General features: G+C 51.0%; 27 protein-coding genes. 26 read left to right on the top strand and 1 reads right to left on the bottom strand.

Annotated features, from left to right (window positions below; genetic code table 11):
* Positions 1–44 precede the first annotated feature (44 nt).
* The 13 genes from NE547_RS00960 (at position 45) to NE547_RS01020 (ending at position 11596) form a co-directional block, all read left to right on the top strand.
* On the top strand, positions 45–527 hold the full coding sequence (locus NE547_RS00960; protein WP_044940761.1) for a hypothetical protein: 483 nt from the start codon (positions 45–47) through the stop codon (positions 525–527).
* Between the two features lie 12 nt (positions 528–539).
* Positions 540–761 (top strand): hypothetical protein, encoded by a 222-nt coding sequence (locus tag NE547_RS00965; RefSeq protein WP_256174522.1) that lies wholly within the window; start codon positions 540–542, stop codon positions 759–761.
* Complete coding sequence (locus tag NE547_RS00970; protein WP_244052537.1) at positions 758–1078, top strand: hypothetical protein; 321 nt, start codon at positions 758–760, stop codon at positions 1076–1078. Before NE547_RS00965 ends, NE547_RS00970 begins: the two co-directional genes overlap by 4 nt.
* A complete protein-coding gene (gene ligA / locus NE547_RS00975; protein WP_256174523.1) occupies positions 1078–3099 on the top strand; it encodes an NAD-dependent DNA ligase LigA in 2022 nt (673 codons plus the stop codon). Before NE547_RS00970 ends, ligA begins: the two co-directional genes overlap by 1 nt.
* 83 nt (positions 3100–3182) lie before the next feature.
* Positions 3183–3413 (top strand): hypothetical protein, encoded by a 231-nt coding sequence (locus NE547_RS00980; protein ID WP_118438871.1) that lies wholly within the window; start codon positions 3183–3185, stop codon positions 3411–3413.
* A 13-nt stretch (positions 3414–3426) separates the two neighbouring features.
* Entirely contained in the window at positions 3427–5541 is a 2115-nt protein-coding gene (locus tag NE547_RS00985; protein ID WP_256174524.1) for a hypothetical protein, read from the top strand.
* Positions 5538–7997, top strand: a complete 2460-nt coding sequence (locus tag NE547_RS00990) for a hypothetical protein (protein WP_256174525.1) — start codon at positions 5538–5540, stop codon at positions 7995–7997. The genes NE547_RS00985 and NE547_RS00990 overlap by 4 nt, the downstream gene beginning before the upstream one ends.
* 17 nt (positions 7998–8014) lie before the next feature.
* Positions 8015–8644, top strand: coding sequence for a hypothetical protein (locus NE547_RS00995; protein WP_044944053.1), 630 nt, complete (start codon positions 8015–8017; stop codon positions 8642–8644).
* Positions 8645–8666: 22 nt separating this feature from the next.
* On the top strand, positions 8667–9203 hold the full coding sequence (locus NE547_RS01000; protein WP_009257981.1) for a hypothetical protein: 537 nt from the start codon (positions 8667–8669) through the stop codon (positions 9201–9203).
* A gap of 2 nt (positions 9204–9205) precedes the next feature.
* A complete protein-coding gene (locus NE547_RS01005; protein ID WP_024729795.1) occupies positions 9206–9445 on the top strand; it encodes a hypothetical protein in 240 nt (79 codons plus the stop codon).
* A gap of 292 nt (positions 9446–9737) precedes the next feature.
* Positions 9738–10070 carry a hypothetical protein gene (locus NE547_RS01010; RefSeq protein ID WP_256174526.1) on the top strand — a complete coding sequence of 111 codons (333 nt, stop codon included), beginning with the start codon at positions 9738–9740 and terminating at the stop codon, positions 10068–10070.
* A 195-nt stretch (positions 10071–10265) separates the two neighbouring features.
* Positions 10266–11177, top strand: coding sequence for a ParM/StbA family protein (locus tag NE547_RS01015; protein ID WP_256174527.1), 912 nt, complete (start codon positions 10266–10268; stop codon positions 11175–11177).
* 5 nt (positions 11178–11182) lie between these two features.
* Positions 11183–11596, top strand: coding sequence for a hypothetical protein (locus tag NE547_RS01020; protein WP_009257985.1), 414 nt, complete (start codon positions 11183–11185; stop codon positions 11594–11596).
* A 33-nt stretch (positions 11597–11629) separates the two neighbouring features.
* On the opposite strand, the gene NE547_RS01025 is transcribed toward NE547_RS01020, so the two are convergent.
* Positions 11630–11965, bottom strand: coding sequence for a helix-turn-helix domain-containing protein (locus NE547_RS01025; protein WP_009257986.1), 336 nt, complete (start codon positions 11963–11965; stop codon positions 11630–11632).
* Between the two features lie 64 nt (positions 11966–12029).
* Here NE547_RS01025 and NE547_RS01030 point away from each other — a divergent pair, with 64 nt between their 5' ends.
* The 13 genes from NE547_RS01030 to NE547_RS01090 all read left to right on the top strand — a co-directional run bounded on the left by NE547_RS01030 (position 12030) and on the right by NE547_RS01090 (position 26454).
* Complete coding sequence (locus tag NE547_RS01030; protein ID WP_256174528.1) at positions 12030–12653, top strand: SLOG family protein; 624 nt, start codon at positions 12030–12032, stop codon at positions 12651–12653.
* Between the two features lie 140 nt (positions 12654–12793).
* Complete coding sequence (locus NE547_RS01035; RefSeq protein ID WP_044940849.1) at positions 12794–13774, top strand: AraC family transcriptional regulator; 981 nt, start codon at positions 12794–12796, stop codon at positions 13772–13774.
* 128 nt (positions 13775–13902) lie between these two features.
* Complete coding sequence (locus tag NE547_RS01040; protein WP_227144114.1) at positions 13903–14505, top strand: MptD family putative ECF transporter S component; 603 nt, start codon at positions 13903–13905, stop codon at positions 14503–14505.
* 115 nt (positions 14506–14620) lie between these two features.
* Positions 14621–15394, top strand: a complete 774-nt coding sequence (locus NE547_RS01045) for an energy-coupling factor transporter transmembrane protein EcfT (protein WP_256174529.1) — start codon at positions 14621–14623, stop codon at positions 15392–15394.
* Between the two features lies 1 nt (position 15395).
* Entirely contained in the window at positions 15396–16862 is a 1467-nt protein-coding gene (locus NE547_RS01050; protein ID WP_256174530.1) for an ABC transporter ATP-binding protein, read from the top strand.
* A gap of 16 nt (positions 16863–16878) precedes the next feature.
* Complete coding sequence (locus NE547_RS01055) at positions 16879–18663, top strand: ABC transporter ATP-binding protein (RefSeq protein ID WP_256174531.1); 1785 nt, start codon at positions 16879–16881, stop codon at positions 18661–18663.
* Positions 18664–20412, top strand: coding sequence for an ABC transporter ATP-binding protein (locus NE547_RS01060; RefSeq protein WP_024729807.1), 1749 nt, complete (start codon positions 18664–18666; stop codon positions 20410–20412).
* A 16-nt stretch (positions 20413–20428) separates the two neighbouring features.
* A complete protein-coding gene (locus NE547_RS01065; protein ID WP_024729808.1) occupies positions 20429–20797 on the top strand; it encodes a metal-dependent transcriptional regulator in 369 nt (122 codons plus the stop codon).
* 37 nt (positions 20798–20834) lie between these two features.
* On the top strand, positions 20835–21233 hold the full coding sequence (locus tag NE547_RS01070; RefSeq protein WP_256174532.1) for a winged helix-turn-helix domain-containing protein: 399 nt from the start codon (positions 20835–20837) through the stop codon (positions 21231–21233).
* 217 nt (positions 21234–21450) lie between these two features.
* Positions 21451–22401, top strand: a complete 951-nt coding sequence (locus NE547_RS01075; protein WP_024729821.1) for an AraC family transcriptional regulator — start codon at positions 21451–21453, stop codon at positions 22399–22401.
* Between the two features lie 186 nt (positions 22402–22587).
* The gene (locus NE547_RS01080) at positions 22588–24408 is read left to right on the top strand and encodes an ABC transporter ATP-binding protein (RefSeq protein ID WP_024729822.1); all 1821 of its coding nucleotides are present in this window, start codon (positions 22588–22590) and stop codon (positions 24406–24408) included.
* On the top strand, positions 24405–26141 hold the full coding sequence (locus NE547_RS01085; RefSeq protein WP_024729823.1) for an ABC transporter ATP-binding protein: 1737 nt from the start codon (positions 24405–24407) through the stop codon (positions 26139–26141). The genes NE547_RS01080 and NE547_RS01085 overlap by 4 nt, the downstream gene beginning before the upstream one ends.
* Positions 26083–26454: a winged helix-turn-helix domain-containing protein gene (locus tag NE547_RS01090; RefSeq protein ID WP_256174533.1), complete on the top strand. Its 372-nt coding sequence runs from the start codon at positions 26083–26085 to the stop codon at positions 26452–26454. The genes NE547_RS01085 and NE547_RS01090 overlap by 59 nt, the downstream gene beginning before the upstream one ends.
* The last annotated feature ends 198 nt before the right edge of the window (positions 26455–26652 follow it).

The following is a 26652-nucleotide window of genomic DNA, read 5'->3' on the forward strand; positions in this document are numbered from 1 at the left end:
GGCGTCCTTTGAGGGCGTCCGGCCAACTGTTGCAAGGAGGCTTTATGAGAAAAACATCTTTTGAGTACCACATCCACGGTTACCGCTATGCACCGGAGAGCTTCCACATCTATAAAGGACTGCCGGGGCAGGAAAAGACGGAGCTCCCCCTGTCGGATGAGCAGCGTTATCAGATGGGGTATCTTTATCTGACACAGGGTATCAAGAGCGCCGTAGACTATGTGAAGCATATCGAGCGGGAGCGGGAACGCAAGTGCCGCCTGTATATGACCTACGGCTTTATGCTCAAAGAAAATCCGCGCAGTTATGTGTACTGTGCGGACCTGCGATGCAGGGAGAACGACCCGCTGGCGGTGCGCCTGCATACCCTGCGCGCATTCCGGGAGCATCTGGCCCAGAGCGGAGGCCGTATTGAGCAGAGCGTGGAGTGCGAACTGGATGGGCGTTACCGCCCTATCCATACGCGAAAGAATTATGTGACTGCGGACTTTGACCGGCCCATTGTGGTCTGGCTGAATATCAGATAGAAGGAGAAGAAAATGAAACAGATTGGAAATTTAGCAATCGTCTGCGCCCAGCGGCCTGATGTGTTGATGCAGATTTACGGTGGGACCGTGAGCATCCATGTAGGTGAAGGGCCGGAGCGGGCCATCCTCTCCGCTGCGTGGGAGGATGACAACACCATTCAGGACATGATCAGGGAATTAAACTTTGGGCGTTATGCCGCCCATCCACGGAAGAAGGAAGAAGGTGCAGCATGATCAAAAATTTGAATCAGCTCAAACGCAGGCTGCGGCCGGGCACACGCTTGGAAGTCACCGGCCACTGCCGGCCCGGATGCATCGGCCAACTGCGGGAGGTCACATGGGTCAATACCCAGGGTGTTTACACCAAAATTCTCAATCCGCCCGATCCGCGCATCAATGCGGCAAACGATGGACGGGGCTCCATAATGTGGTGGGGTGCAGCCAGCACATGGTCATTTGAGAACGGCGTGTGCAGTTCATATACAAATCAAACAAAGACGGCGGAAACGCTGATTATGGCGTTCCGCGTTTTGGATGGGGAGGCGGCCTGATGGAACAGAATACTTTGAGAAAGCAGCGGGAGCTGACCGACCGGCTCAACCGCTACCGCAACGAATACTATAACTACAACAATCCCAGCGTCAGCGATGAGGTCTATGACCGGCTCTTTGACGAACTTCACAAACTGGAACAGGAGACGGGCATCCAGATGTCGAACTCTCCCACTGTTACCGTGGGCTATCCCGTGGTAGGCAAGTTGGAGAAAACCGCCCATAAAATCCCGCTCCTTTCTCTGGATAAAGTAAAAAGCAGCGTGGACCTGTGCCGGTTTATGGGCGAGCATCAGGTGATGATCATGCTCAAGTTGGACGGCCTTACCATCAAACTGACCTATGAGAACGGCGAACTGGTGGAAGCGGCCACACGGGGCAACGGTGATGAGGGTGAGATCGTCACTCACAACGCCAGAGCAATCAGTGGGATTCCAGCTCATGTTCAGTACCCGGGGCGTCTGGTGGTCACCGGCGAGGCGTTTATCCGTCCCAGTGATTTTGAGCGCCTGAATACTTCGATAGTGGATGAGAATGGTGAAACCTACAAGAATGGCCGTAATCTGGCGGCTGGCTCGGTGCGCCTGCGGGATGCCGGCGAGTGCATGGAGCGGTGTGTGACCTTCATGCCCTTCAATGTTCTGGAGGGTTTTGATGACCTGCCCCGCAAGTCGGAACGCCTCAAAGAACTTCGGCCGCTGGGCTTTACCCCGTGCAAGTATCTGGTGACGAAGCGGCCATTGACGCAGGCGGAGACCGAGGACGGCATCAAGCAGCTGCAGCAGTATGCAAAAGACAGCGATATTCCCATCGACGGCATCGTTGTAACCTACAATGATATTGCCTTTTCCAAAGGCTGCGGGCGCACAGGACATCACTATAAGGACGGGCTGGCGTTCAAATTTGAGGACGAGCTGTTTAAGACAACACTTCGTTCCATCGAGTGGACGCCGGGACGGACTGGTGAGATTGCGCCTGTAGCCATCTTTGCTCCAGTAGAAATCGAAGGATGCGAAGTGACGCGGGCCAGCCTGCACAATCTGTCCTTCATTGAGGACCTGGAGCTGATGCCGGGCAACCGCATACTGGTCAGCAAGCGGAATATGATCATTCCGCATGTGGAGGAAAACATGGACAGGGGCGGTTTCAATCTGGAAGCGGCGTTCCCGCACCAGTGCCCCTGCTGCGGCCAGCCTACCCGCGTTCATGAAACCAAAGGGCGGGATGAAAACGGCAAGGAGCGGATCATCAAGACCCTGTTCTGCGACAATGCCACCTGCGAGACACGGAAACTCAAAAAGTTTGTCCATTTTGTCAGCAAGAAGGCGATGAACATTGAGGGGCTGTCCGAGGCGACGCTGGAAAAACTGATTGGCCGTGGATGGATTCACAGCTATCTGGATCTATACCGGCTTGATCAGCACCGGGATGAAATTATCCGCATGGAGGGCTTTGGCGTAAAGTCCTGGCAGCGCCTGTGGGATGCTGTCCAGCAGAGCCGCAACACCACCTTTGAACGGTATGTGATTGCCATGGACATTCCCATGATCGGCAACACAGCCAGCGGTGTTCTCTGCCGGGAGTTCCATGGCAGTCTTGAAGAATTTCGGGACGCGGTTTATACGGGCTATGACTTCCGCCGGCTCCCGGATTTTGGAGAGACGCTGCACAACAATATCCATGAATGGTTCTGCAATGAAGAAAATTTTTGTATTTGGGAGGAATTACAGATGATGATGAACATCCAGAAGCCAGCCGTGGCCAACAATCAGGCAGTCGGCCAGGACACTCCATTTGCCGGGAAGAACATTGTGGTGACAGGCAAAGTAGAGCCCTATACCCGCGATGAGATGAACAGCCTGATCGCCTCTCTGGGCGCTGTGGCCGGCAGTTCGGTGAGCCGCAAGACCGATTATCTGGTCTGCGGTGAGAAGGCCGGCAGCAAACTGTCCAAGGCACAGGAACTGGGCATTCGGGTGCTGACGCCGAATGAGTTTTTCAATATGGCCGGTGTGGCTTAAAAGAAAACAGGTCAAAAAATAACAAGGGAGAGGGCTGCGGGTGCGGTCCTCCCCTTCTTTATCGGCAAAGGAGATGTTTCAGCATGAAAGGCAGTTACTTTGTTCCGCAGGTGGGGCAGGTTTATCAAAACCGAAATGACAGGAGTTATCTATGCCTGTCTGTGGAAAAAAGGCCCCTATTAAACGATACCACCGCACAGATGCGGCGAACTTCTGATGGATGGACTCTGACGGCTCATGGTCTTATCCGTTATGAAGATGGAACGATTGAGTGGAATTACTCTACTGGAGGCAGATGGAGCGAATCAAAGTGAGGAGGGAGCGAAGATGAATAACGAATTTCTGCCAGCCTACAAGGTATATCAACAGGTCATTGATCTTGAACTGTACTATGCGTTTGTAGATCTTGTCGTACACACCTCTCAAGAAGAAAAAGCCTGGGAGATCTATCGAAATATTGTGGACACGCAAATCTGGCAACAAAAGGCAGAAGAACAGAATTATTTTGAAGCCTATAACCTCCGCTACCCCGGCGAGGTCCTGGAACGGTTTGAAGAGAAGCTGGGAAAAGATGTCCGCATTATTCGTGCGTTGGCGCTGGCGCTGGGGAAAACCCGTGCGCTTCAGTCAGACAATATGTTTGTTGGAAATCAGCGCGGCAGTTTTCTCCAGATGGTCCGGAGGACTTCCGATGGAGATGTGTACCTGCAAGGGGCTCTTTATCTGTTGGAAACAGATATGCCCCGCCGACACGCCCTGCTGGATGAACTGGCTGCCAGAGAATATGCCAAGACCGGGGAAGCCTTGTTTGTCCTGTCTCTGTTCGATGACCAGGAGGAAGGGTACCGCACTATGCATAGCCAGCTTCTCCGATTGCTGGGGAAAGAACGCACGCTTTCCCTACCTGAAAACTGTGGTGTGCTGGAATGGCTGGTCCAGCATTATGCTCCGTATATCAAGTCGTATCGCGGAAAGCCAGATCTTGTTTTGCGAACACTGACGAAGTTTTTCAGAATGAACATGAAACCGGACAGCCGTGAGTTTTCAATCCTGACAGACGCCGGCTACAGCGGTGAGGAAATTATACTGACCAATTCCCTTTGTGTGTGGGCAGACAGAATCCCGGACAGGATCTCCTGGAACGGGACCACCGCAGAAAAAATCGCATCGGCGTGCTGCCAAATGCTCTTAAACCAACCGGATGGACTGCCGGAAGGGCTCTATGCCTATGTTGGATGGTTGTTTGGCCGCTATGAAAAGTTTGCTGTCCAGTACAATGGGTATCCAAATCTCTGGGAGGCGGTCAAAAAAGAACTCACACCATCCGCACCGCAGACAATAATCTGGATGCTGAAAACCATCAAAAAGGAATTCCCGTATCGCTTTGACGCCTTTGACCCCCAGTACAATATTCTGGCAAAAGAAGTGCCGCAAGGCGATTACTGGGAACTGTTTACAGATCAGATGCTCTGCTCTTGTGGAAAAACGCCAATCGTTCAATGGCTGGCGAGATACCGGGAATTAACGGGCGTCGATTACTGTGATGGCTTTCAGGAATGGCACCGTTCCTCCGATAGAGCTTTTGCCCTGCTGGTAGAGAGAAAAGAAATCCGGCTGTGGCAGTTTTTTGAACAGCATCAGGGAGACGGCCCCTCTGCGCAGCCGATGAAACTGCTCTTGGGGTATGCCATGAATATCTCCAGCTGGCAGGGCTTCCGTTTTGTACGGCGTCTGCTGCAGAAATACACCCCAGTGCAGCTCCAGAAGTTTTTTGGGGAGCGGTTTTTCTTTCATGAACTTTTTGTAAGGGGTAATCGGTACAGCAGCAGAGACTATGAGTTTTTTATCAAACGCTCTTTCCTGACAGAAGAGCAGCATCGGCAGCTCTTTGAATGGATCGAGGCTTCTTTTTTCCAAATGGAGCCGAAATGCTATCAAGAGTTTATCTGGTGCGCTTTACAAGATTCGGATGTGCAGCGGCTATACGACAGGCGGCTGCTTGCGTCCGTTTTGCGAAGCCTTTTATCCAGCGGGAAGTACACAGGTGGCCGTGCGGACCATCTAAAGGAAAAATTCTACAGTAAGGAAGAGCTGGAAGCCGATCAAAAAGCCGACGCTGAAAAAGCGGAACGGGAGGAACGCCTTCGCCGGGAGCAGGAGCACCAGAAGAAATGCGAACGGTTGGAGCAGACCTATGACGGTACGATGTCTTCTCTAAAAGAGTTTACAAAAAGTTTCTATTACGATAGGGATGTGAAAGAAGCCCTGGATATGGTGTACGAAAAGCTGCGGGAACAGCCTGCGGGCTGCGCGGCGGCATTTGCAGCGGACGAATTAGAACAATTTTTCAAGTTGTGCGGTGATTTGGCACGATACAATCCAGGAGACGAACAGAAAATTTTGAATATGGCAAGAACAATGATGGGAGGTCTTGCGGCATGATCTATGCGGAAAAGCATTTATCTTTGTTGTCCCGAATGGGGCGCGATGGGCTGCAGCTGCGTTTCACTGGAGAATTTCCAGAAGAAATACTGGATCAGACCTGTAAAAAAATCGAAGATATGGGTCTGCAAGAGCAGATTCGCAAGGAAGAAGCCACGCAAATCCAGAGGGAATTGATTCAAGTTCCAGAATTTGCGGAATTATATCAGGCTCTGTGCGCACATGGAATAGCGGTATCTGTTATTCAGACGATGCTCCATGCGGCAAGCAGCTATCAGGAGCACTTGTCCCAATATCCGAAGGAGCAGATGCTGGAGGCGGCGGTGCTGGATCTCAAGCCTTCCCTGAAATTTGAGTACATGAAACACTACCAGCCGCTGGTGCGGTATGAAGAAGAGGAGCAGGCCGTCGCAGACAACCTGGATACCTTCCCTGTTCTGGAGTGGCAGGAAATCTCTCCGCTGACGGAACATCAGCGTTCAATGATGCGTCTGCCGTTTCTTGGCACTTATCTATTCAACTGGCACGACCATGAGCGGAAGGCTGTAGAGCTGTTGGAGCAGAATCTGCCCCTCCAGAAAATCCTAATGATGAACTATGTGTGGGGAGTGGAGTTGTTTCTGGATGCGGACAGTCTGAAAAATCTCAAATGGCTGCAAATGCCGGATGTAGAAAAATTCCGCCGGCTGATGGAAGCCTTCGAGTATGATGCGGAAGATTTATCGGAATTCTGGACGCTCTGGCTGGAAAACCGGGCCGGACAATATGATGTCGAATGGTGGCTGAGTCAGCTGTTGCCCATCAGCAAAGAGCGGCGGCAGAAAATCCTGCAAAGCAGGCTGAGTTATCTCAATGCCCTTTACTCTGGCTGCCTTCACATCAATTTTGAGCAAGTAGAGTATTTTCAAGTCCAGCTCCTTATCTATGCGGTGGAGCACAAGAAAAAGCATTTTTTGAATCTGGTGAATCAGAACAGCGAACTATTTTTCTCGCTGGGGCGGTATTCGCTCTTATTTGTGAGTGGCTTCTGCGAACGCTGTAATCTCAATTCACTGACGGTTAAGAACTTAAAGGACAGTGATTCTATTGAACGGACAACCAGCTACTTTGAACTTTTGGAAGAGGGCCAGCAATATACCTTTGAGGAGCTGCGCCTGTTGTGGCACCAAGAGGAAGTATATGTAAGACTGTACGCCAAACTCTCCCCGCTCTCCGTGGACCAGAGGATGCTCACGATCCGGCAGCTGATAAAGCGGGATCTTGTCAGCCAGAATATCGGAGACGAGGCGCTGGAACAGGTAACTCAATGCTTGCTGGAAAAGCCGTTTGGAGCTTGGTATGAGAAAGATTTCGGACACATCCGGGGACTGACGCGGCAGACTGCAATGCTTATGCTGCAGCACTATCCGGAGATTCAGGCATTTATCCCGGAATTTCGGGCAGAGGCGGATGCGGTTTTCGCGGTCAGCAACGCTTCCAAGATCACAGGCTTTTCAAACTGGAGTCAGGTGTGCGGCTCAATACTGGTTACCGATCAGAATTGGGCCTATCTGAAAGAAAACATGGACTTTTCCGAGGAGTTCGTCCGCGAGTATCAGCCGGGGATTGTGAATTTCCTGCTCCGGGGCGGCAGCTCGATGGTCCGCCCGCTGTATAACGAATTGCAGTATAGGAACGAAAGTGAAAAAAACTGCGAGGCGCTCCGGCGTATTGTACAGGCAGAGCTGATGGGCCAGTTCTATAAACTGAAATACTTTGCAGGTGATTTGAAGCAGGAAATCCATTACCCAATTCAAGAGGCGCGGGAAGGTGTCTGGAAACAGAATCTCTCTTTGACCAGACCGGGCCTTATGGCGAAAGAGGTGGATGATTTTTACCACACGATCCGCATGGGCGAACTTCCGCACTTTACCTGCCTATCCTGCTATCAGGGCAGCCAGAGGGACTGCCTTTTGGCCGCATTCGATAGCAACAAAAAAATCATTCTGGTTTACAAAGACGAGAGCGTAGTAGCACGGGCGTGTCTCCGGCTGACGAAAGGCTCTTTCCAGCAGCCATCAACGCTCAATTTTGAATTTGCTGATCTGTCCAAAGAAGATGTTCCCACAGGCAGTCACGCATACAGTGAGAAGCTGGTGCTGTTTCTGGAACACATTTATACCTCTGGATTGAAGAAAAGTGAAGAGACGGCGGCAAAAGAAATGGTAGTGGCGCTGGCAACGCAGAAAGCGGAAGAACTCGACGCGGTTGCGGTGCTGTCAAATCAGTATCGCGGATGCTATCCCAGTGGGCGGTATGTCAGCGCCCCAATCTATATCTACATCTCAAAGTCCAAAAATGGGCGCCAGTATCTTGACTCTCTGGGAGGCGCTGCAGTGACTTTGGCAGAGGAACAGTATAAGCAAGAATCGTTTTTGGTAGAACGGGCCGCACTGGATCGAGCCCATGCGGCATGACAGGAGGTTTCTTTATAATGTTTGACAGTATTTTGGTAAAAGTATCCTGCAGTGAAGAACTGCTGTATCTCCACACCATATCCCGGAGGCATAAATCCCCGTACCGCTTTGCAATCCTGCGTGATACGCTGGAGCAGTTGGAGCGGGAGCCGGGGCGTCAGATTATCGTGGCTGACTGCGGCTGCTATGCCGCCCTTCGGCTCACACGGGCACTGGACGGCGAGATGCTGGTGATCCGCTTTTCCTGGCTGCAAAGCGCCGGTGCGGACAGCCTGCGCGGCTATGAGGAGTGGGTGCGGCTGCCCTACCGCCGCTTCCACGAGTGTGTGGAGGCCGGGACGGATATGGCCGGATGGAACTGGAGCCAGCTCTCCGTGCCGGAGAAGGTGACCCGCCGCTTTGAATTTCACAGCAGGCAGAATCTCCATCAAATCGCCCAGCGGCCGCTCCTGCGGCACAAGCTGGGGAAAACTCTGGAACACCATTTCCAGTGGCGGGATGCGGAGAAGATCCTCATTTATGATGACGGTGCGCCGTACAGCTTCTTCTTTGAAGAGGTCACGCCCCGGGGCACGGGAATCTGCGGCGGCATCATCCTGCATGGTGCGGATAACCTGCAGAAAGCCCAGTACAGCGTCCACACCTAATTATAACAGGGAGGTACATACCATGACGATCATTAAAATAAATGGCGGCTTCTGGGGATGGGAGCCAATAGAGACGCTGGAACGGCTTTATCCGCTGTTTGAGCAGTACACATTGGACCCGATCTATGAGTGGTACGGGAATTTTGTAAATCGGAAGCCGGAGTGGCAGCGGTCAGAAGAGCGTCAGGCTTATCAGGGCTGCACGGTAATTTCGGGGCGGTTTCTGCATTATGGGAACTTTTTCTATATCGTCACCGATGAGGAAGAACTGATCCAGCGTTTTGAGCGCCTGGTGGCGGACAACAAGGCCACACAGGCATACCAGGACGAGAGGAAAGTCTGCTTCCCGTGCAGCGAGTGCAACCAGTGGTCGGCTGCCAGCGGGCTCTGCGGACTGACTGGCCGTTATAGACAACCCCAGTGGGAGTGTTTTGCGCGATATGTTCTGCCGAAGGGGAAAGTCGAAGGTGACGGCGCAAATATGCGCATTGAACTTCCGATCCCGGAAAAGGCAGGAAAGAAAGCGGTGCTTATCGGCCGCGGCCAATGGGAGGTTTAACAATGGATTGGAGCAAAGTCCACAGGAAACTCGCTGGCCGCTTCAGGCTTCTGGAGCGTCGAAATGAGGATGGAGATTGTGTGATCCACTGTTTCGGCTCTTTGGGCCAAACGGGAGTGAATAACGATGATGTTCGCTATATATGCGGCTTCTATAGTCTTCCCTATAGAGAGGACTGGCGCAGAGAAGAAGCCCGCGATGCCGGCGACAGTTTTTATATCCTGATTAAGACGGATGACTGAAAAGTGCTTTGTCTGCCCTTATCAAAAGCATAGGGCAGAATCCGTGTAAATTCGTAACAGGGCCGGGCGGAGGAAAATTCCTCTACCCGGCCCTTCTTTTTGGGGCTGACATGGCCCGTGTCAAATCAAGCGAAATCATTTTACGGTATTTCATAATCGGACGGCCGTATGCTCTTTTGGTCTCAATTTTCTATTATACTTCGACCTCATCTTCTTGTGTTTTGATATGCTGTGTGGTACTCTTTTACCATACGCACATCTTATTTATGCACAAAGGAAAGGTGATCTTAAAATGGCAGAAGCCGAGAACAAGCGTCAGCGCCGTACCCCGCAAGAGAGAGCGAATGAACTGGATGAAAAAATCACAAAGATAAATCAGTCCATCAATGAGCTGGAGGAGAAAAAGAAAACTGTTGTAGAAGAGTACGATGCGAAGATCACCGCAGCAAAGGAACGCATCAAATCTCTGGAGGCAAAAAAGCAGGAGATCTTTGCTCCCAAGGCTCCCCGAAAGCCCCGTAAGACGAAAAAGCAGAAAATTCAAGAGATTGTGAAGCTGGCAATGAAAAATGGTATGTCGGTAGAGGAAGTCGCCAGCCAGCTCCATGTGGAAGTTGAAAGCTAAACAGTTTTGATAGAAAAGCAGCATCGCCTCGAATGTATCAGGACGATGCTGCTTTTTATGGTGCAGGCCGACTATTCCGCGCCCCTGATTTTTCGATGATACCGTTGTAGATAAAAACTTTCCTGCTTTTTTGTTGAGAAAGGCGTCATACAGGCGTAAAGGATATGTATAAAGCAAAAAAGGAGGCAATTATCTATGTTAATTGGTGTCGATCATGGCAACAAGCAAATCAAAACCGTTCATGGCGAGCCCTTTGTGTCTGGACTGCAGCAGAGTCTGACCCGGCCGTTCGGCCAGAGCCTGCAATACTGTGGTACTTATTACACACTGTCCAATGAGCGTATTCCGTTCCACAAGGATAAGACGGAGGATGACCGATTTTTTGTCCTTACACTGATTGCTATTGCAGAAGAGATAACCGCCCGGGGAATTGGTGAAAAAGAACAGCAGCACATCCAGTTGGCTGTTGGTCTGCCCCCGGCACATTTTGGCTCTCAAGCAGAGAAATTCACTGCCTATTTTCAAGGCCGCGGGCTTGTAGCGTTTATGTATGGGGACAAACACTATACCATCAGCATTGAGGATGTGGCCTGCTATCCCCAGGCATACGCAGCTGCGGCCACAATGCTGCACGCCCTGCTGGATGACCCCAAGGCAGTCGTATTGGATATTGGAGGCTTTACAGCGGATTATCTGTTGTTGAAAAACGGAAAAGCTGACCTTGCTTCCTGCGATTCGCTGGAAAACGGCGTTATCCTGTTATACAATAAGATCAGGTCCAGAGGAAATGCAGAGTTGGATTTGCTGTTGGATGAGGGCGATGTGGATGCCATCCTCATGGGCAGACGGACACAGTACCCGGCCGAGGCCATACAGCTTGTGGAGCGACTGGCGCAGGAGTTTGTCAACGACTTGTTCAGCACTTTACGAGAGCGGATGTTGGATTTGCGCTATTGCAAAGTGGTGTTTGTGGGCGGCGGCGCTATTCTGCTGCGCCGGCAGATCGAGGATTCCGGCAAGGTGGGAACGCCTCTGTTCGTCACGAACATCAACGCCAATGCAGCTGGATTTGAATACCTGTACCGGCTTGAAACAGTGGGCAGGTGACAATCATGACGGCTAAAAAAGAAAGGGGGCGCTTCTCCCTGCGGTTCAATATCGGTGACCCAGTGCAGCGGGCCGCAGTTGAACTGCTGGAACTACAACCGCCCCACAGCAAAGCCCAGTATATTGCAAATGCGCTTGTGTACTATAACACTCATTTTTCTGACGATCCGCAGCCGTTAAAAGTGCCAGCCATTGACCGTGCGGCCATTGAAGCGATAGTGCGAGAAATTATGCGTCAGGATGAGCAGGCTTCGGATAAGGCAGTTTCGACCGGGGAATCCTCTCCTCCAAAGAAAAATAAAATAGCCCTGCCGCCGCAGGAACAGACGACAGAGCCATCAGAGGGAGCATCCGAAGTTGATGATATGACCCGCAATCTGATCGCCAGCACCATGGCGGCTTTCCGTAGAAATGGCTAAAAAAGAGGTATGGGAGCGAAGCTGTGCCGACTCTCATACCTCTTCCTTTTCCTGTATGGCAGCAATAAAGTGATCGATAATCTGTTCCAAGTGGCGGTATTGGCTGGGTGTCAATGTGGAAATCTTCTGCTGGAGCAACGAAGTGTCTGCTTCAAGAATTTTACCACGCAGTAAATAGTCTGCGCTGATGCCAAGTGCTTCACAGATCTTCAGCATGGTTTCCGGGCGCATCGCTTTTTGCCCCATTTCCGCATACGAGATGGTTTGCGATGTGAGATGCGTCAAATTTGCCAAAGTCTCCTGTGTCATATTTAATTGTTTTCTTCGCTCCAGAATCCGCTGGCCCATTTCTTTCAAAAGCTCACTCATTCGCAATCCTCCATACTATAGTTACATTTTATCCACTATAGCATGAAAAATTAAGCGACTATGGTTGAGTTTAATCAACCATAGCATATATAATGATCGTAAGATGAAAAATTTGGAGGAAAAACAAGTGAAAATATGTTCGTGTGCGGTGATTGGTCAACACCCTACCCGCTTCAAATTCAAATACAATGAATATATGACCTCATGCAAGCGCATAAAAAAGCGGATGCGTGCTGTATTTGTGTCACTTTACCAGCGCGGTGTGCGCTGCTTTTTCGTTGGGGGCGCTCTGGGAGTAGACATGTGGGCAGGCGAAATCCTGTTGGATATGCAGCGCCAGGTAGAATATCGGGAATTGGGTGTTGTGATGGTCTGCCCCTTCCCCGGCCATGATGTCCGATGGGACCCAAAGAGCCAGGCACGGCAGCGAAAACTCCGAGAGGGCTGTGCCAAGGTGCTGATGGGATCAGAACACCCAGGAGCCGAAGGGTATAAAAAACGCACGGAATATATGATGGGGCAGGCCGACTATGTTGTAGCTGTTTATGATAATGATCCGAAACATTACAGCGGAGTGGAGACAGCGATAGGGATCGCTGAAAAAAGAAACTTATCAATAGTGTTGATTCATCCAGACACAGGAATTATAAACATAGTAGATCATTACAGAGAGAGGCATACGGATTAGGCAAAATATGTTACTGTTTCTCCAAAAAACTAAAAAGGTGTGCGGTTTTGGTAATACGAAGCCACCTTGACTGTCGAGGAAAAATCGGGTATCATCTGATTAGCGATAGCTAACTTGAACGAGTTAGAAAGAGGTGGGTTATGTCACATAGCAGTCTATATCTTACCAATCTTTATAACGATTTGATAACCAATACCCCTCAGACAATCACTATGGACATTCCTTCAGAAGTCGGGCAAGGCCAAATTTCTCAAACAAAAATCAAGCACGGCGTTATCCTCTCAGACTGGAAAATGTGCTATCAATCCGATATGAATGTGCAGGGTCCTGTTAGTGGAGAATATATGCAAATCATTTTCTGCCTGAATGATGGAATTTCATGGGGGATAATGAATGAGAATCGTTCTATTACTATACAGAAAAATGAGTCTTGTATCTATGCTGGACATGATGGCACAGAATATATCTGCTACAAAAAAGACAGTAACTTCTCATTCAAAAGCATTAAAATCCCAATTCCCTACTTTTCACAACTCCTTGCTGATTACTTTGACGGACAGGAAATTACAGTCTATGAAAAGAAGCTCCTGAATGGTATTGCCAAAGTCTCTGTCACACCAATTATGGAGCAAATACTGTCGGAAACAAGCAAATTTTCTCAATACCGCGGGGGGCTGGGCTATCTCTATTTGGACGGCAAACTGTTGGAGCTGCTGTCCATCTATCTGGGAGAAGTTTTGGAATTGGACATTCTGATGGGCAAAAATATTTCCATGTCCCGGACGGAGCGGACTGCCATCATGGAAGCGAAACGGATCATCGACAGCCAGCTCGCCTTTGCCCCCTCTTGTGAAGAATTGTCTCAACAGGTACATCTGAGTCTGACCAAGCTGACACGGGGATTTTCTTCCTTCTACGGTATGCCGATCCATCAATATGTTATTGAGCAGCGGTTGACACAGGCGGCGCAGCTGCTGCTGGACGGAGACTGGAATGTGGGGGAGGTCGCTGCGATTGTAGGGTATGGAAAACCGAGCAACTTTGCGGCGGCCTTCAAGAAAAAATACGGTGTTGCACCCAAACATTACAGGGAGACACGCTTCAACCACACAAAGCAGTGACCTTTAACTGCTTTTGGGTGAAAATGGGCAGGTTTTGGGTCGAATTAGAAAGGCATAACTGATACAATATGCGTTGAGGTTAGTAAGTGCTAACCTCGACGCATATTGTTGTTTAGAGGAGGCAAAGCATGAAACAGAAGTTGAATGCGAAAGATTTTATCCTGATTGGCGTCCTGACCGCCCTCATGTGGATCATCTGCATGATTATCAGCACCATTATGAGCGTGGCCGGCCCAGTGACCAATGTGTTTTACCCGGCGGTTGTTGCGATCCCCAATGGCATCGTGATGATGCTCTTGCTTGCAAAGGTACCGAAAAAGGGCGTTTTCACCATCTGCTCCGCAATCCAGGCTATCCTGTTTCTGCTGGTGGGCGCTTTCTGGTTTATCCCCATCGGCTTGGTCATTGGCGGCGTGATCTGCGATTTCCTGGTCATGGGCCGGAAAGAAATTACCATGAAGTCCATGACCGTGGCCTACGCCCTGTTCAGCGCCATTTTCGCCTTCAGCGCCATCTGCCCCATCAAGTTCCTCCAGAGTGCCTTTGTGGGCGCCATGGAGAAGAACAACATTGCCCAGGAGTACATAGACGGGATGCTGAATATCACCTCCGTCCCCATGCTGGTGGTCATCGTTGCGGCCGGCTTGGTAGGTGGACTGATTGGCGCCGTGATTGGGCAGAAGGCTTTGAAGAAGCACTTTATAAAGGCAGGGCTCGTTTCAGTCAAATAACAAGGCACAGCCCCTCGGCAGTCAATCAGACGAACGCAGGCAAGCGGGCTGCCTGATCTCAGGGCGCGGGGCCATTTTCAGCCCCGCGCTTTGATTTTGATAGGGAGGCATTGGAATGGAAGAATCACAAATCAAACAAATCATTGAACAGCAGCCCCTTCATGGGTCAGCACTGTTAGATCCCCGCTGCAAGATTTTACTTCTGGTCTGTATCGGGTTTGTCAGTTACTTTTTGGCCGGGGAGGTGGTCAGCCTTGCGCTCATGCTGGTGTATGGCCTGTTTATTGCCGTGGGGAACGGCGGAAAGTGGGCCTTGAAGATGATTGTGGTCTACATCATCGTTGCCTATCTCAACGCCCTGCTCCGCTATGTGCAGGTGCCGGTACTGAGCGTGATTATGAGCGTGTTCGGCGTGACGCTTTTGAAGCTGATCCCCATTGTGATGATGGGCCTTTGGATTTTGCGGACCACCTATATGGACGACCTGATGGTGGCGCTCCAGCGGATGCGGCTTCCCCAGGCGGTGACGATCCCGCTGGTGGTCATGTTCCGCTATATTCCCACCCTGCGGATCGAATACCGGCAGATCCGCAGCACCATGGACATCCGGGGGATCAGCGACACCTTGTGGAAACGGGTATCTCATCCTCTTGCTACCATCGAGTATATTTTAATTCCCCTGCTGATGCGGTGTCTGAAGGTCACGGACGAGCTGGCTGCCTCCGGTACCACCCGGGGGCTGGAGCTGGAGTGCAAACGGTACGCCCTGCGCCCCATTCGCTTCTCCTGGCCGGAGATTCTGGTGTCCCTGCTGGGCGTCCTCTTTCTGACGGCGCTGCTGTTCCTGGACCAGACCCGAATCGGGGAAATCATCTTGTGGAGGGTGTGACATGATCTCGTTTCAGAATTTCAGCTTTCGCTATGAGGAGAGCAAGGACTTTACCCTCCGTGGCATTGATATGACGGTGCAGACCGGCGAATTTATTCTCCTGACCGGGCGGAGCGGCTGTGGCAAGACCACGCTGATCCGCTCCCTCAACGGTCTGATCCCACACTTTTATCCCGGCGAGATACAGGGTGACCTTGTGATGGATGGACATTCTCTGCTGGAAATGAAGCCCGCACAGCTGGCCGGGCAGGTGGGGACGGTATTTCAAGACCCACGCTCCCAGTTCTTCATGACGGACACCACACGGGAACTGGCCTTTGGCTGCGAAAATATGGGGCTTCCCCGTGAGGAAACCATTGACCGCATCGCAAAAGCCGCAAAGGATCTGGAACTGGCGGACTACCTAAACCGGAGTATCTTTGCCCTGTCCAGCGGAGAGAAGCAGCAGATCGCCGTGGGCTCGGTCTATGCGCTTTCACCAAAGGTCTATATCTTCGATGAGCCCTCCGCAAATCTGGACTACGCGGCCACCAAGCGGCTTGCGGAGATCATGGGAAAATTGAAGCGGGACGGATACACCATCTTTGTGGTGGAGCACCGCTTTTACTATCTGCGTGATTTAATCGACCGGGTATTTCTCATACAAAACGGGAAAATCGAACAGGAATTTACAAGGGAGCAGTTCTGTTCCTTACCGGAGGAAACGCGCATATCCTATGGGCTGCGGACTGCATATCCGGAGCGGGATGCAGAGCATTATCAGGAGAAAGAACGCCGCCCCATGGGGAAACACCTGCTGAGTGTGCAGGGCCTTTCCTTTGCTTATCCGAAAGAGCAGGAGGTCTTTTGGAATGTCAGCTTTGAAGCCCACGCTGGGGATGTAATCGGCATCCTGGGCCATAATGGAGCGGGCAAGACCACCCTCTTGTCCATCCTGACCGGCCTCTTGAAGCAGCGGAACGGCGAGATCACATTTGACGGCAGGAAGCTCACTCCACGCCAGCGCCGGGCACTGTCCTATCTGGTCATGCAGGACACGGATTACCAGCTCTTTGCCAGCAGTGTGGAGGAAGAACTCTCCCTGGGGATTCGGGAGGACTGCAAAGAGAAGGTGGACGCCGCGCTGGAGGCGCTGGAGCTGTCCGAATACCGGGAGCAGCACCCGGCGGCCCTCTCCGGCGGGCAGAAGCAGCGGGTCACCATTGGCGCGGCCATCGTCAAGGACAGCCCAGTGATCTATTTTGACGAGCCCACCAGCGGCCTGGACTATGACTCCATGGTGCGGGTCAGCCGCCTGATTGAGCAGTTGTCCGCTTCCGGCGTGATCGTGTTTGTGGTCTCTCACGACTTTGAGTTTATCGTCCGGACCTGTACGGAGGTGGTCCAGCTGGACGAACAGGGGGCCGTTCAAAACCACCGGCTCACGCCGCAAATATTGAAAGCTCTGTCGGAACAGTATTTTCATTGATGGGAGGTTGTAAATCATGTTTCAAAAGGTATTTGAATACGCGGGGCCGCATAAAAAGGGCCTCTACGCGGCCACAGCGGTAGTGCTGGTCAGCGTTTTGATGGGCGTCCTGCCCTTTGTGCTGGCCTACCAGGTAATTGCTCCGCTGGTGATGGGAGCGGAACTTGACGCTTCGTTTCTTATCCTGCGGGTGGCTTTGGTGCTGGTGTGCCTGGTCTTGCAGGCTGTTCTCTATGGCTGGGGGCTCAATCTTTCGCACAAGGCCGCCTATGACACGCTGCTCCGGCTGCGGACTGCCCTGCAAAAGCGGTTTGAGAAGCTGCCTCTGGGCGTGATCCAGGACAAGGGCACCGGCACGGTCAAAAAGCTGTTTGTCGATGATGTGGACAGTCTGGAGGTCCTGCTGGCCCACTCCATGCCAGAGGGGATCGCAAACCTGATGGTTCCCATCGCGGTCTATGTGGCTATGTTTTTCGTGGACTGGAAGCTGGCGCTGCTGTCTCTGGCCTCCATCCCCATCAGCCTGATCGCCATGATGACCATGTACTCGGTGGGCATGAAGAAAATGGGCCCCTACTATATGGCCGGCCAGAAGATGAACAACACCATCATTGAGTACATCAACGGCATGGAGGTCGTCAAGGTATTCAACAAGGACGCGGACTCCTATGAGCGGTTTCGCAAAGATGTTTCGGATTACCGGGATTACACCTTGGCTTGGTACAAGGCGGCATGGCCCTGGATGGCAATTTACAGCAGCCTCCTTCCCTGCACTGTGATTTTGACCCTGCCGCTGGGGGCGTGGTTTGTCCTCTCCGGCTGGTCGGCTCTGCCGGACCTGATTTTGGTGCTGTGCCTCTCCCTGAGCATCGGGATGCCGCTCCTCAAATCCCTGGGCTTCCTGCCCACCATGCCCCAGCTCAACTACAAGATTTCTGCGCTGGAGCAGGTTTTGGATGCGCCGGAGCTTCAGCAGACGCCGGACAGCTTCCACGGCAAGGATGATACCATCGTTTATGACCATGTTTCCTTTGGCTACACCAAGACACAGCCCGGCCCGGACGGAAAGCCCATGGTGGTGGAGGATGAAGTGCTCCACGACATCAGCTTTACAGCCAAGGCCGGACAGAAAACGGCCCTGGTGGGAGAGTCCGGCTCGGGCAAGAGCACTCTGGCAAAGCTGTTGATCCACTACTATGACCCGCAGAAAGGCAGCATCTCCATCGGCGGACAGAAACTGTGTGACATGAGCCTGGAGGCGCTGAACAGCCGTATTTCCTATGTGGCGCAGGATCAATACCTGTTCAACACCTCTCTGCTGGAGAATATCCGCATGGGACGGTTGAACGCTACCGATGAGGAGGTCCTGGAGGCAGCGCGCAAGGCCCAGTGCATGGAGTTTCTGGAAAAGCTGCCCCAAGGTATCCACTCCATGGCGGGGGATGCGGGCAAGATGCTCTCCGGCGGTCAGCGCCAGCGCATATCTCTGGCCCGTGCCATCCTGAAGGACGCCCCTATTGTGGTGCTTGACGAGGCCACCGCCTACGCCGACCCCGAGAACGAGGAGAAGATGGAGGCGGCGATTGCGGAGCTGGTGAAGGGCAAGACTCTGGTTGTTATCGCCCATAAGCTGCCCGCGATTATGAACGCCGACCAAATCTGCGTTGTAGACCACGGCAAACTGGTTGCGGCAGGAAAGCATCAGGACCTGATTCACTCCTGCCCGGAATATCAAAAGCTGTGGAAGGCGGCCCAGGACAGTGCCGAATGGAACATACATACCGCAAAGGAGGGAAACTAAATGTTTGCACTGTTTTCAAGGATTTTGAAACTTGCCGGTCCATATAAAGGGCGTATTCAGGGCGCTTTTGCCTGCGCGTTTGTGGAGTCGATCCTGTCTAAAATGCCGATCTTCCTGGCCTTTGTGGTGTTGAGCGGCTTTGCCGCCGGAACACTGACCGGGCAGACCTGCCTCTATGTGGGCCTTGGCCTCGCGGCGGCCGTGCTGGTGCAGATGCTGGTCCACTATCTCAGCGACAGCCTCCAGAGTGCGGCGGGCTACCTGATGTTTGCCGAGAAGCGCATGGAGCTGGGCGGACACCTGCGGAAACTGCCCATGGGCTACTTCACCTCCGGCAATATCGGCAAAATCAGTTCTGTCCTCAGCACCGACATGGTGTTTATCGAAGAAGTCGCCATGAGCACGCTGGGCAACATGATGAGCTATCTGCTGTCCTCCTTGGTTCTGCTGGCGTTTATGTTCTATCTGAATTGGCAGTTGGGCCTGATCGCGGCCCTTGTGACCATCCTGGCGTGGCTGGTTTCCAGAGGGATGAACAAAGTTTCCCTGCGGGAAGCCGCTGGCCGTCAGGAGCAGAGCGAACGGCTGACGGACGCGGTGCTGTCCTTTGTAGAGGGCATCGGGGTCATCAAGAGCTATAACCTGCTGGGCGAGAAGTCGGAAGAACTGACCGGCAATTTCAAGCGGTCCAGAAATACATCCCTTGCCTTTGAGCGGAAGATGACTCCGTGGACTATGGGGCTGAATATCCTTTATGGAATCGGGATTGCCGCGATTTTTAGCCTGTCGGTCTTTCTGGAGCGGAGCGGAGTTCTTTCTCTGGCCTATGTGCTGGGCGTCCTCCTGTTTGTCTTTGACCTGTTCGGGCCGCTCAAGGCGCTCTATGGCGAGGCGTCCCGCCTGACCGTGATGAACGCCGCCCTGGACCGCATTGAGGCTGTATTGGAGGAGCCGGAGCTCCCGGACACAGGGAAACAGCATATTCCAGCTCAGGCACAGCCCGGCCAGCCGGAAGTGCGGTTTCATGATGTGGCCTTTGCCTACCAGGACAAGGAGGTGCTGCACCACATCAGCTTCTCTATGCGCCCAAATAGCATGACCGCTCTTGTGGGGCCCTCCGGCGGCGGAAAGTCCACCATCGCCAATCTTCTGGCCCGGCTGTGGGATGTGAAAAGCGGCAGTGTTGCCATCCGTGGTGTGGATACCCGGCAAGTCCCCCTCGCAGAGCTGATGGATCACATCAGCATGGTATTCCAGCGCGTGTATCTCTTCCAGGACACGATCTATAACAACATCAGTATGGGCAAGCCAGACGCCACCGAGGAGGAGGTCTATGAGGCGGCGAGGAAAGCCCGCTGCTACGATTTCATCATGGCTCTGCCTGACGGATTTCAGACTGTGGTGGGAGAGGGCGGCGCAACCCTCTCCGGCGGTGAGAAACAGCGTATCTCCATCGCCCGCTGTATTCTGAAAGACGCTCCCATTGTAATTTTGGACGAGGCGACCGCCAGCGTGGACACTGACAATGAGAGCTATATTCAGGAGGCTATCTCCGAACTGGTAAAGGGTAAGACCCTGCTGGTCATTGCCCACCGTTTGAATACCATCCAGAACGCCGACCAGATTTTGGTCATCAGTGACGGACAGATCTCGCAGCATGGCACCCATGAGGAATTGATGGAACAACCCGGTATTTATCAGGATTTCGTCCGTATCCGTATGAACTCTGCCGGTTGGAGCCTGTCTTGATGGAGAGGAGCTCCCCATGAAACAATTACACGCATCTGGCGAAGATTATCTGGAAGCAATCCTTGTCTTAAAGAGGAAGAAAGGCATGGTGCGCTCCGTAGATGTGGCCCGGCACCTTGATGTATCAAAACCCAGCGTGTGTCATGCGGTAGCTACCTTGAAAGAGGGCGGTTTTCTCACCATGGACGAAGACTCTTTCCTGCACCTGACAGATGTGGGCAGAGAGGTTGCCGAAAAAACTTATGAGAAGCACTGCTTTTTCACCCGTCTGCTGGTGGATGCAGGTGTAGAGCCAAAGACTGCCGAGCAGGATGCCTGCCGCATGGAGCACGCAATCAGCGATGACAGTTTTCAAAAAATTAAATCAGGGCTACAGGACAAGTAAAAGTGGTCTGGCAGTCGAGGTTATCGGAGGTGATGTAGTGGGAAAACTGTTCATATTATCAGTCGAAGAAGATGATCTTGAAACCGCAGAGAAAATCATGGCCTTCATAGAATCAACAGAACTGGTCATGTGTACGGATCTTCCCTCTGCCCCTCTGCGCTACAAGGCTTTGTGTATCGACGCTGCGTGCCGTCAAGTGTTTTGGCAGGGCAAATTCATAGAGCTGACCCCTATGGAGTTCGATGTATTTCATTTGCTTATCCGGCGGCCCGGACGGGTATTTTCACAAAGGGAGATCTATGAGTTTGTTGCCCCTGATTCGTTTGACAGCAGTTGGACGGGAATCTCCAGCATCATTTACAAGCTGCGTCATAAACTGAACGCTGACTTTATCCAAACCGTGTATGGGAAAGGCTATAGATTTTTGCCGCCATGAGGATTATAGAAAAGAATGTTGGTAGATAGTACGAAACCATTCATTTATTGGAACTATGCAGAGTAAGGAATAAAAGTGTTATAAATCTGCGGTATGTTGGTGCATACCGCAGATTTTGCTATATCATAAATAGAGATTGGCGAGTTTTATTGAAGAATACAGTAGTTTATGTTACCATAGAGAGGTAAGTTAAGACTAACTTGATGGAGTGATGACAATGGAGAAGGTCAACTTCAATCCGGAATGGTATGGTGTACAGGCAAAAGTACTATCGAGAAGCGAAAGACAGCTGGTTGTGGATTATGGATGTAATGGGCGTGGTATCGTAAAAAATTATAGCTTGTTTGAGGGCATACAACTTTGCTTCCTCGATTTTGAAACGGATGAATCTATGAGGACCCAGAAGTTCAATCCAGATATCCTCCAGATTACTCACTGTCAAACCGGACGCTATGAATGTGAATTTGCCAATCATACTGTGGCATATTTGCCAACGGGCTATTTCAGCGTTGCAACCACAGCGCATTTGCCGACTTCGTTCTCTTTTCCCTTGGGGAAGTATTACGGCGTTAGCCTTGTCATAGATCGTCAGGCGCTTTCGGACGAAATACGCCGGATGATGCGGACAATTCCCATTGACCTTGATAAAATAGGGACAACACTTGGTCTTGAAACACAATGGTATGTCAGTGATACTCCACCGCAATTACGACACTTGTTTTCCGAATTATACACAGCCATTCAAACGGAGCCTGTCGGCTATTTCAAAATTAAGGCCATAGAGCTATTATACCACATGGATCAGTTGACACAGATTAGCGGGTGCGACTCAAAGTATTTTGATAAGAAACAGATTCAAGCAACAAAAGCTATTCGGGAGTATCTTATTTCCCATCTGGATGAAAAAGTTCCCTTGGAACAGTTGGCAAAAGAGGCGCACTTGAATCTGTCGGTGTTCCATCTGGTATTTTCCCACATATATGGGGACACTCCGTATGCCTACCTCAAAAAATACAAAATGAATTTAGCTGCCCAGTGGCTTTCGGAAAACAAGATGAAAATCGGTGATATTGCCTTGGAGCTTGGATATAGCAACGCAAGTAAATTTGCTAAAGCATTTCAATCTGTATATGGAATGCTGCCAAAAGACTACCGAAAAAATCGATAGTCATGTACAGGCGGCGTTTAACAGCGGTAGAGGTGTAGTCTCTACTAATTCATTGGTATCTTTGGGCTATTTTTGCCCGTGACGCATAGATATGGAGTAGCAGCCAATTTCAAAAGTTGATAGAATAAATGTCACGGTTAGCAAGAACTAACTGCGACATTTTCTCTTTTAAGGAGGGTTCATGCTATGTCAAACGCAAAGTCGAAACAGGCAAAACCAAAGACGGGTTTGGCACGATGCATGGAATTGGCTTCTGACAGAAAGGGCCTTGTGTTCTTAGCCGCGGTTCTTTCGTCATTGGCAGCCATTGCTTCGTTTATCCCGTACATAGCGGTCTATTTTATGATCCGCTCAATTATCGGTGTTTTCCCGAACCTTGACCAGTTGGATATGGGGATGGTCATGAATTATGGCTGGCTGGCGCTCGCCGGGATCGTGGCAAATATCCTACTGTATTTTCTGGCTATTTTCAGCTCACACATGGCGGCATTTGGAACGCTGTACGAGTTGAAAGTTCTCTTTGCAGACCATATTACCAAAATCCCACTGGGGTATCACTTAACGATTGGCAGCGGCCGTCTGCGGAAAATCATGGATGAAAACATTGAAAGTGTGGAGGGCTTTATTGCTCACCAGTTTCCTGATTTTGTTGCCTCTATTACCGCCCCTATCGTCATGGTCATCATCCTGTTGGCTGTTGACTGGAGGTTTGGCCTTGCTTCCCTGGTCGGCATCATTCTTGCATTTGTCGCAGAGTTTATTGGCTTTGGCAGCGGTGAAATGAAGGAGAACATGGGCAAGTACCAAAAGGCTTTGGAAGAAATGAATAATGCCTCTGTGGAGTATGTCCGGGGAATGTCGGTAGTAAAGGCGTTCAATCAAACAGCATCTTCGTTCAAAAAACTCAAAGAGGCAATCACCGGCTATACGGAATGGGTCCTCAAGTTCTCTCTGGGCTGGCAGAATTGTATGCCTGCCTTTACCACAATCATCAATAATGTTTACCTGATTCTTGTTCCTGTGGGCATCCTGATTGGGTCCAGAACGGATGATTTTGCCGGATTTGCGATGACCTTTATCTTTTATCTGCTCTTTGTACCAGCAATTTCCGGCGTGCTGAACAAAATCATGTATATTTCAGAGTCGTTCATGCAGATCAACGGGAATGTGGCCAGGATGGACGAGATATTGAACATTCCAGAAATGCCGGAAACGGCTCATCCTAAGAAACCTGCTGGGGACGATGTTGTTTTCAATAATGTCAGCTTTTCCTACACGGGAGATAATTCTGAGAAAGCTCTGGAAAATGTATCTTTCTCGGCAAAGCAGGGACAGATCACAGCCATTGTCGGACCTTCCGGCGGCGGCAAAAGTACGATTGCCAATCTGATTTCCCGCTTTTGGGATGTGTCCTCCGGCAGCATTACCATCGGCGGTATAGATGTGCGCGATATGGCGGAGGATGACCTGATGCACCATGTCAGCTTTGTGTTCCAGGATATTTTCCTGTTCAAGCAGAGCATCTTGGATAATATCCGTATGGGCAATCCTTCGGCCAGCGAGGAACAAGTGATTGCGGCGGCGAAAGCAGCGCAGTGCCACGAGTTCATCTCCAAACTGCCCAACGGGTATCACACGGTGGTCGGCTCCAAAGGCATCCATCTCTCTGGCGGTGAGCGCCAGCGGATTGCTATTGCGCGGGCTATTATCAAGAACTCGCCTATCATCGTGCTGGATGAGGCAACGGCGTTCAGTGACCCGGAGAATGAATACCTGATCCAGAAAGCCTTTGAAAAGCTGATGCAGGGTAAGACAGTTATCATCATCGCACACCGCCTCTCCACGATCCGCAATGCAGATAAGATCATCGTCATGGAGAAAGGGCACTTGGTCGAAGAAGGAAAACATGACGAGCTGGTGGCCGCAAGCGGACGCTATGCACAAATGTGGAACCACTATACAGAAGCGATTGGCTGGAAAATCAGCGGAAAGGCGGTGCAACTATGAGCAGATTACAAAAAGCTCTCTTTTTGTCAGACAAGGGTTACGCAGATCTGAAAAAAGCAATCTTCGCCTGCACATTGACGAACCTGGCTATGCTTCTGCCGTTCTGTGTAACTGTTATGGTCTTCAGTGAAATTTTGACGCCCTTTGTCAGCGGTGACTCCATCCAGTGGAACCATATCTGGATGCTGTGGGGCGCAGGTATTGTTTCAGCCATCCTGGTATTTCTGGCCGCCAAAAACGATTACCGTAAAACCTATATTGCCTCATATAAAGAGTCGAACACGACCCGGCTGCGGATTGCGGAGCACCTTCGGAAACTCCCTATGAATTTCTTTAACACCAAGGATCTTTCTGAACTGACCACGAATATGATGGCGGATTGCAGCAGCATGGAGTCCCTGCTCAGCAGCACGATCCCTCCACTGATTGCAAACGGCATCACGGTGACCCTGACCTGTATCCTGCTGGCCTTCTTTGACTGGCGTCTTGCTCTGTGCGTATTCATCACGGTTCCGATTGCCTTCCTCATTATCTGGCTCAGCCGGAACCATCAAAAGAAGCTGTTTGAAAAGCAGGTTAATGCAAAACTGGCTGCCTCTGACCAGGTACAGGAATACCTGGAAGGTATGAAGATCATCAAGTCCTGCGGGCTGTCCGGCTCTCATTTCAGTGCGTTGGATAAAGCTCTGCTTGCTATGAAAAAGATTGCCATCAAAGTGGAAATGGCTGTCGGCGTGTTTATGTCCAGCGCCAGCATGATTTTGCAGGCAGGTATTGGCATTACAATCTTTGTCGGTGCTATTCTCCTGACCAGTGGACAAATTGAACTGCTGCCTTTGCTCATGTTTCTGCTGATGGTCACGCGGATTTATGGCCCTATTTTGGCAATCCTGGCGAATTTGTCCTCGCTACTGAATTTGAATGTAGTTACAAGTCGTATGCGTACCTTGCTCACCACTCCTGTGATGGACGGTGACGGGAAAATGGTTCCGAACTGCGATATTGAGCTTTCCCATGTGACTTTTGGCTACAATCAGGAAGATGTCATCAAAGATGTTTCCTGCAAAATTCCCCAAGGGAGCGTGACCGCCCTCGTTGGCCCGTCCGGTTCCGGTAAAAGCACGATTTCCAAACTGATTGCCCGGTTTTGGGATGTTCAACAGGGCAAGATCACCGTGGGCGGCAAAGACATCAAGAGTATGGAGCCGGAAAGCCTCATGTCTTATATGTCTTTCGTGTTCCAGGATGTGACCTTGTTCAATGATACGGTTATGAATAATATCCGTCTTGGCAATCCAAACGCAACAGACGATCAGGTAATTGCTGCTGCCAAAGCCGCCTATTGTGATGAATTTGTCCGGGAGATGCCGGATGGGTATCAGACGGTTCTCGGTGAAAACGGCAGCACCCTTTCCGGCGGTGAGCGCCAGCGTATTTCCATCGCCCGCGCATTACTAAAAAATGCGCCCATCATTCTGCTTGACGAGGCCACAGCATCCCTTGACCCAGAGAATGAAGTCCTGGTTCAAAAAGCGATTGCCAAACTGGTAGAAGGCAAGACGGTTATTATGATCGCCCACCGTCTCCGTACAGTTGTGGATGCGGATCAGATCATTGTTCTTGACAATGGACGACTGGTAGAACATGGAACGCACGATGAGTTGATGAAGAAGAATGGGCTGTATTATAAGTTGTTCCATATTCAGCAGGAAAGCCTTGGTTGGGCGGTATAACTTTGGGGGAAAAGCGTTGACTGGACTGGCTGTTCTACAATATGATAATCTGTGTATTGACCCAAACCAGCGTAGGGCCTTTGTGAGCGGGCGAGCGGTGGAGTTGACCACGATGGAATTCAATATCCTATATTATCTGGCCTTACACCCTGGCTGGACCTTTACCCGGGAGCAGCTTTACCGATATGCGATGCCCGATGACTTTGCTTCCGGCCTCGAAAGCGTCACCAGCCGGATCTACAAGATACGGAAGAAATTAAATATCAATGCGATTCAAACGGTATATGGATATGGTTATCGCTTTGAAAAGTAAGGGAACAAGCAAGAAAGCGGCCTTTGTATTATAGCAAGGGCCGTTTTCGATTTGTGCGGATAGGAAAACATCAATAATTCCAACCAAACGGAATAAAGTCGTCTAAACGGAATAGACAGGCAGGGAGGCCCTCGGTAAAATACATCGTGTGAGATGGACGCCCGGCGTCCTATTTTTCACGAAGAAAGTTAGTGCAAT

The sequence above is a fragment of the Flavonifractor sp. DFI.6.63 genome (genome assembly GCF_024462255.1).
In the GTDB taxonomy this organism is placed as follows: Bacteria; Bacillota; Clostridia; order Oscillospirales; family Oscillospiraceae; genus Lawsonibacter_A; species Lawsonibacter_A hominis.

Bases quoted from the DNA above. Each gene is read 5' to 3' on its own strand.
- NE547_RS01060 (WP_024729807.1), top strand. From the start codon at position 18,664: ATGTTTGCACTGTTTTCAAGGATTTTGAAACTTGCCGGTCCATATAAA.
- NE547_RS01055 (WP_256174531.1), top strand. From the start codon at position 16,879: ATGTTTCAAAAGGTATTTGAATACGCGGGGCCGCATAAAAAGGGCCTC.
- NE547_RS01075 (WP_024729821.1), top strand. From the start codon at position 21,451: ATGGAGAAGGTCAACTTCAATCCGGAATGGTATGGTGTACAGGCAAAA.
- NE547_RS01080 (WP_024729822.1), top strand. From the start codon at position 22,588: ATGTCAAACGCAAAGTCGAAACAGGCAAAACCAAAGACGGGTTTGGCA.
- NE547_RS00980 (WP_118438871.1), top strand. From the start codon at position 3,183: ATGAAAGGCAGTTACTTTGTTCCGCAGGTGGGGCAGGTTTATCAAAAC.
- NE547_RS01065 (WP_024729808.1), top strand. From the start codon at position 20,429: ATGAAACAATTACACGCATCTGGCGAAGATTATCTGGAAGCAATCCTT.
- NE547_RS00960 (WP_044940761.1), top strand. From the start codon at position 45: ATGAGAAAAACATCTTTTGAGTACCACATCCACGGTTACCGCTATGCA.
- NE547_RS00995 (WP_044944053.1), top strand. From the start codon at position 8,015: ATGTTTGACAGTATTTTGGTAAAAGTATCCTGCAGTGAAGAACTGCTG.
- NE547_RS01085 (WP_024729823.1), top strand. From the start codon at position 24,405: ATGAGCAGATTACAAAAAGCTCTCTTTTTGTCAGACAAGGGTTACGCA.
- NE547_RS01015 (WP_256174527.1), top strand. From the start codon at position 10,266: ATGTTAATTGGTGTCGATCATGGCAACAAGCAAATCAAAACCGTTCAT.
- NE547_RS01000 (WP_009257981.1), top strand. From the start codon at position 8,667: ATGACGATCATTAAAATAAATGGCGGCTTCTGGGGATGGGAGCCAATA.
- NE547_RS01005 (WP_024729795.1), top strand. From the start codon at position 9,206: ATGGATTGGAGCAAAGTCCACAGGAAACTCGCTGGCCGCTTCAGGCTT.
- NE547_RS01045 (WP_256174529.1), top strand. From the start codon at position 14,621: ATGGAAGAATCACAAATCAAACAAATCATTGAACAGCAGCCCCTTCAT.
- NE547_RS01020 (WP_009257985.1), top strand. From the start codon at position 11,183: ATGACGGCTAAAAAAGAAAGGGGGCGCTTCTCCCTGCGGTTCAATATC.
- ligA (WP_256174523.1), top strand. From the start codon at position 1,078: ATGGAACAGAATACTTTGAGAAAGCAGCGGGAGCTGACCGACCGGCTC.
- NE547_RS00990 (WP_256174525.1), top strand. From the start codon at position 5,538: ATGATCTATGCGGAAAAGCATTTATCTTTGTTGTCCCGAATGGGGCGC.
- NE547_RS00985 (WP_256174524.1), top strand. From the start codon at position 3,427: ATGAATAACGAATTTCTGCCAGCCTACAAGGTATATCAACAGGTCATT.
- NE547_RS01050 (WP_256174530.1), top strand. From the start codon at position 15,396: ATGATCTCGTTTCAGAATTTCAGCTTTCGCTATGAGGAGAGCAAGGAC.
- NE547_RS01010 (WP_256174526.1), top strand. From the start codon at position 9,738: ATGGCAGAAGCCGAGAACAAGCGTCAGCGCCGTACCCCGCAAGAGAGA.
- NE547_RS01025 (WP_009257986.1), bottom strand. From the start codon at position 11,965: ATGAGTGAGCTTTTGAAAGAAATGGGCCAGCGGATTCTGGAGCGAAGA.
- NE547_RS01040 (WP_227144114.1), top strand. From the start codon at position 13,903: ATGAAACAGAAGTTGAATGCGAAAGATTTTATCCTGATTGGCGTCCTG.
- NE547_RS01090 (WP_256174533.1), top strand. From the start codon at position 26,083: ATGGGCTGTATTATAAGTTGTTCCATATTCAGCAGGAAAGCCTTGGTT.
- NE547_RS00965 (WP_256174522.1), top strand. From the start codon at position 540: ATGAAACAGATTGGAAATTTAGCAATCGTCTGCGCCCAGCGGCCTGAT.
- NE547_RS01035 (WP_044940849.1), top strand. From the start codon at position 12,794: ATGTCACATAGCAGTCTATATCTTACCAATCTTTATAACGATTTGATA.
- NE547_RS00970 (WP_244052537.1), top strand. From the start codon at position 758: ATGATCAAAAATTTGAATCAGCTCAAACGCAGGCTGCGGCCGGGCACA.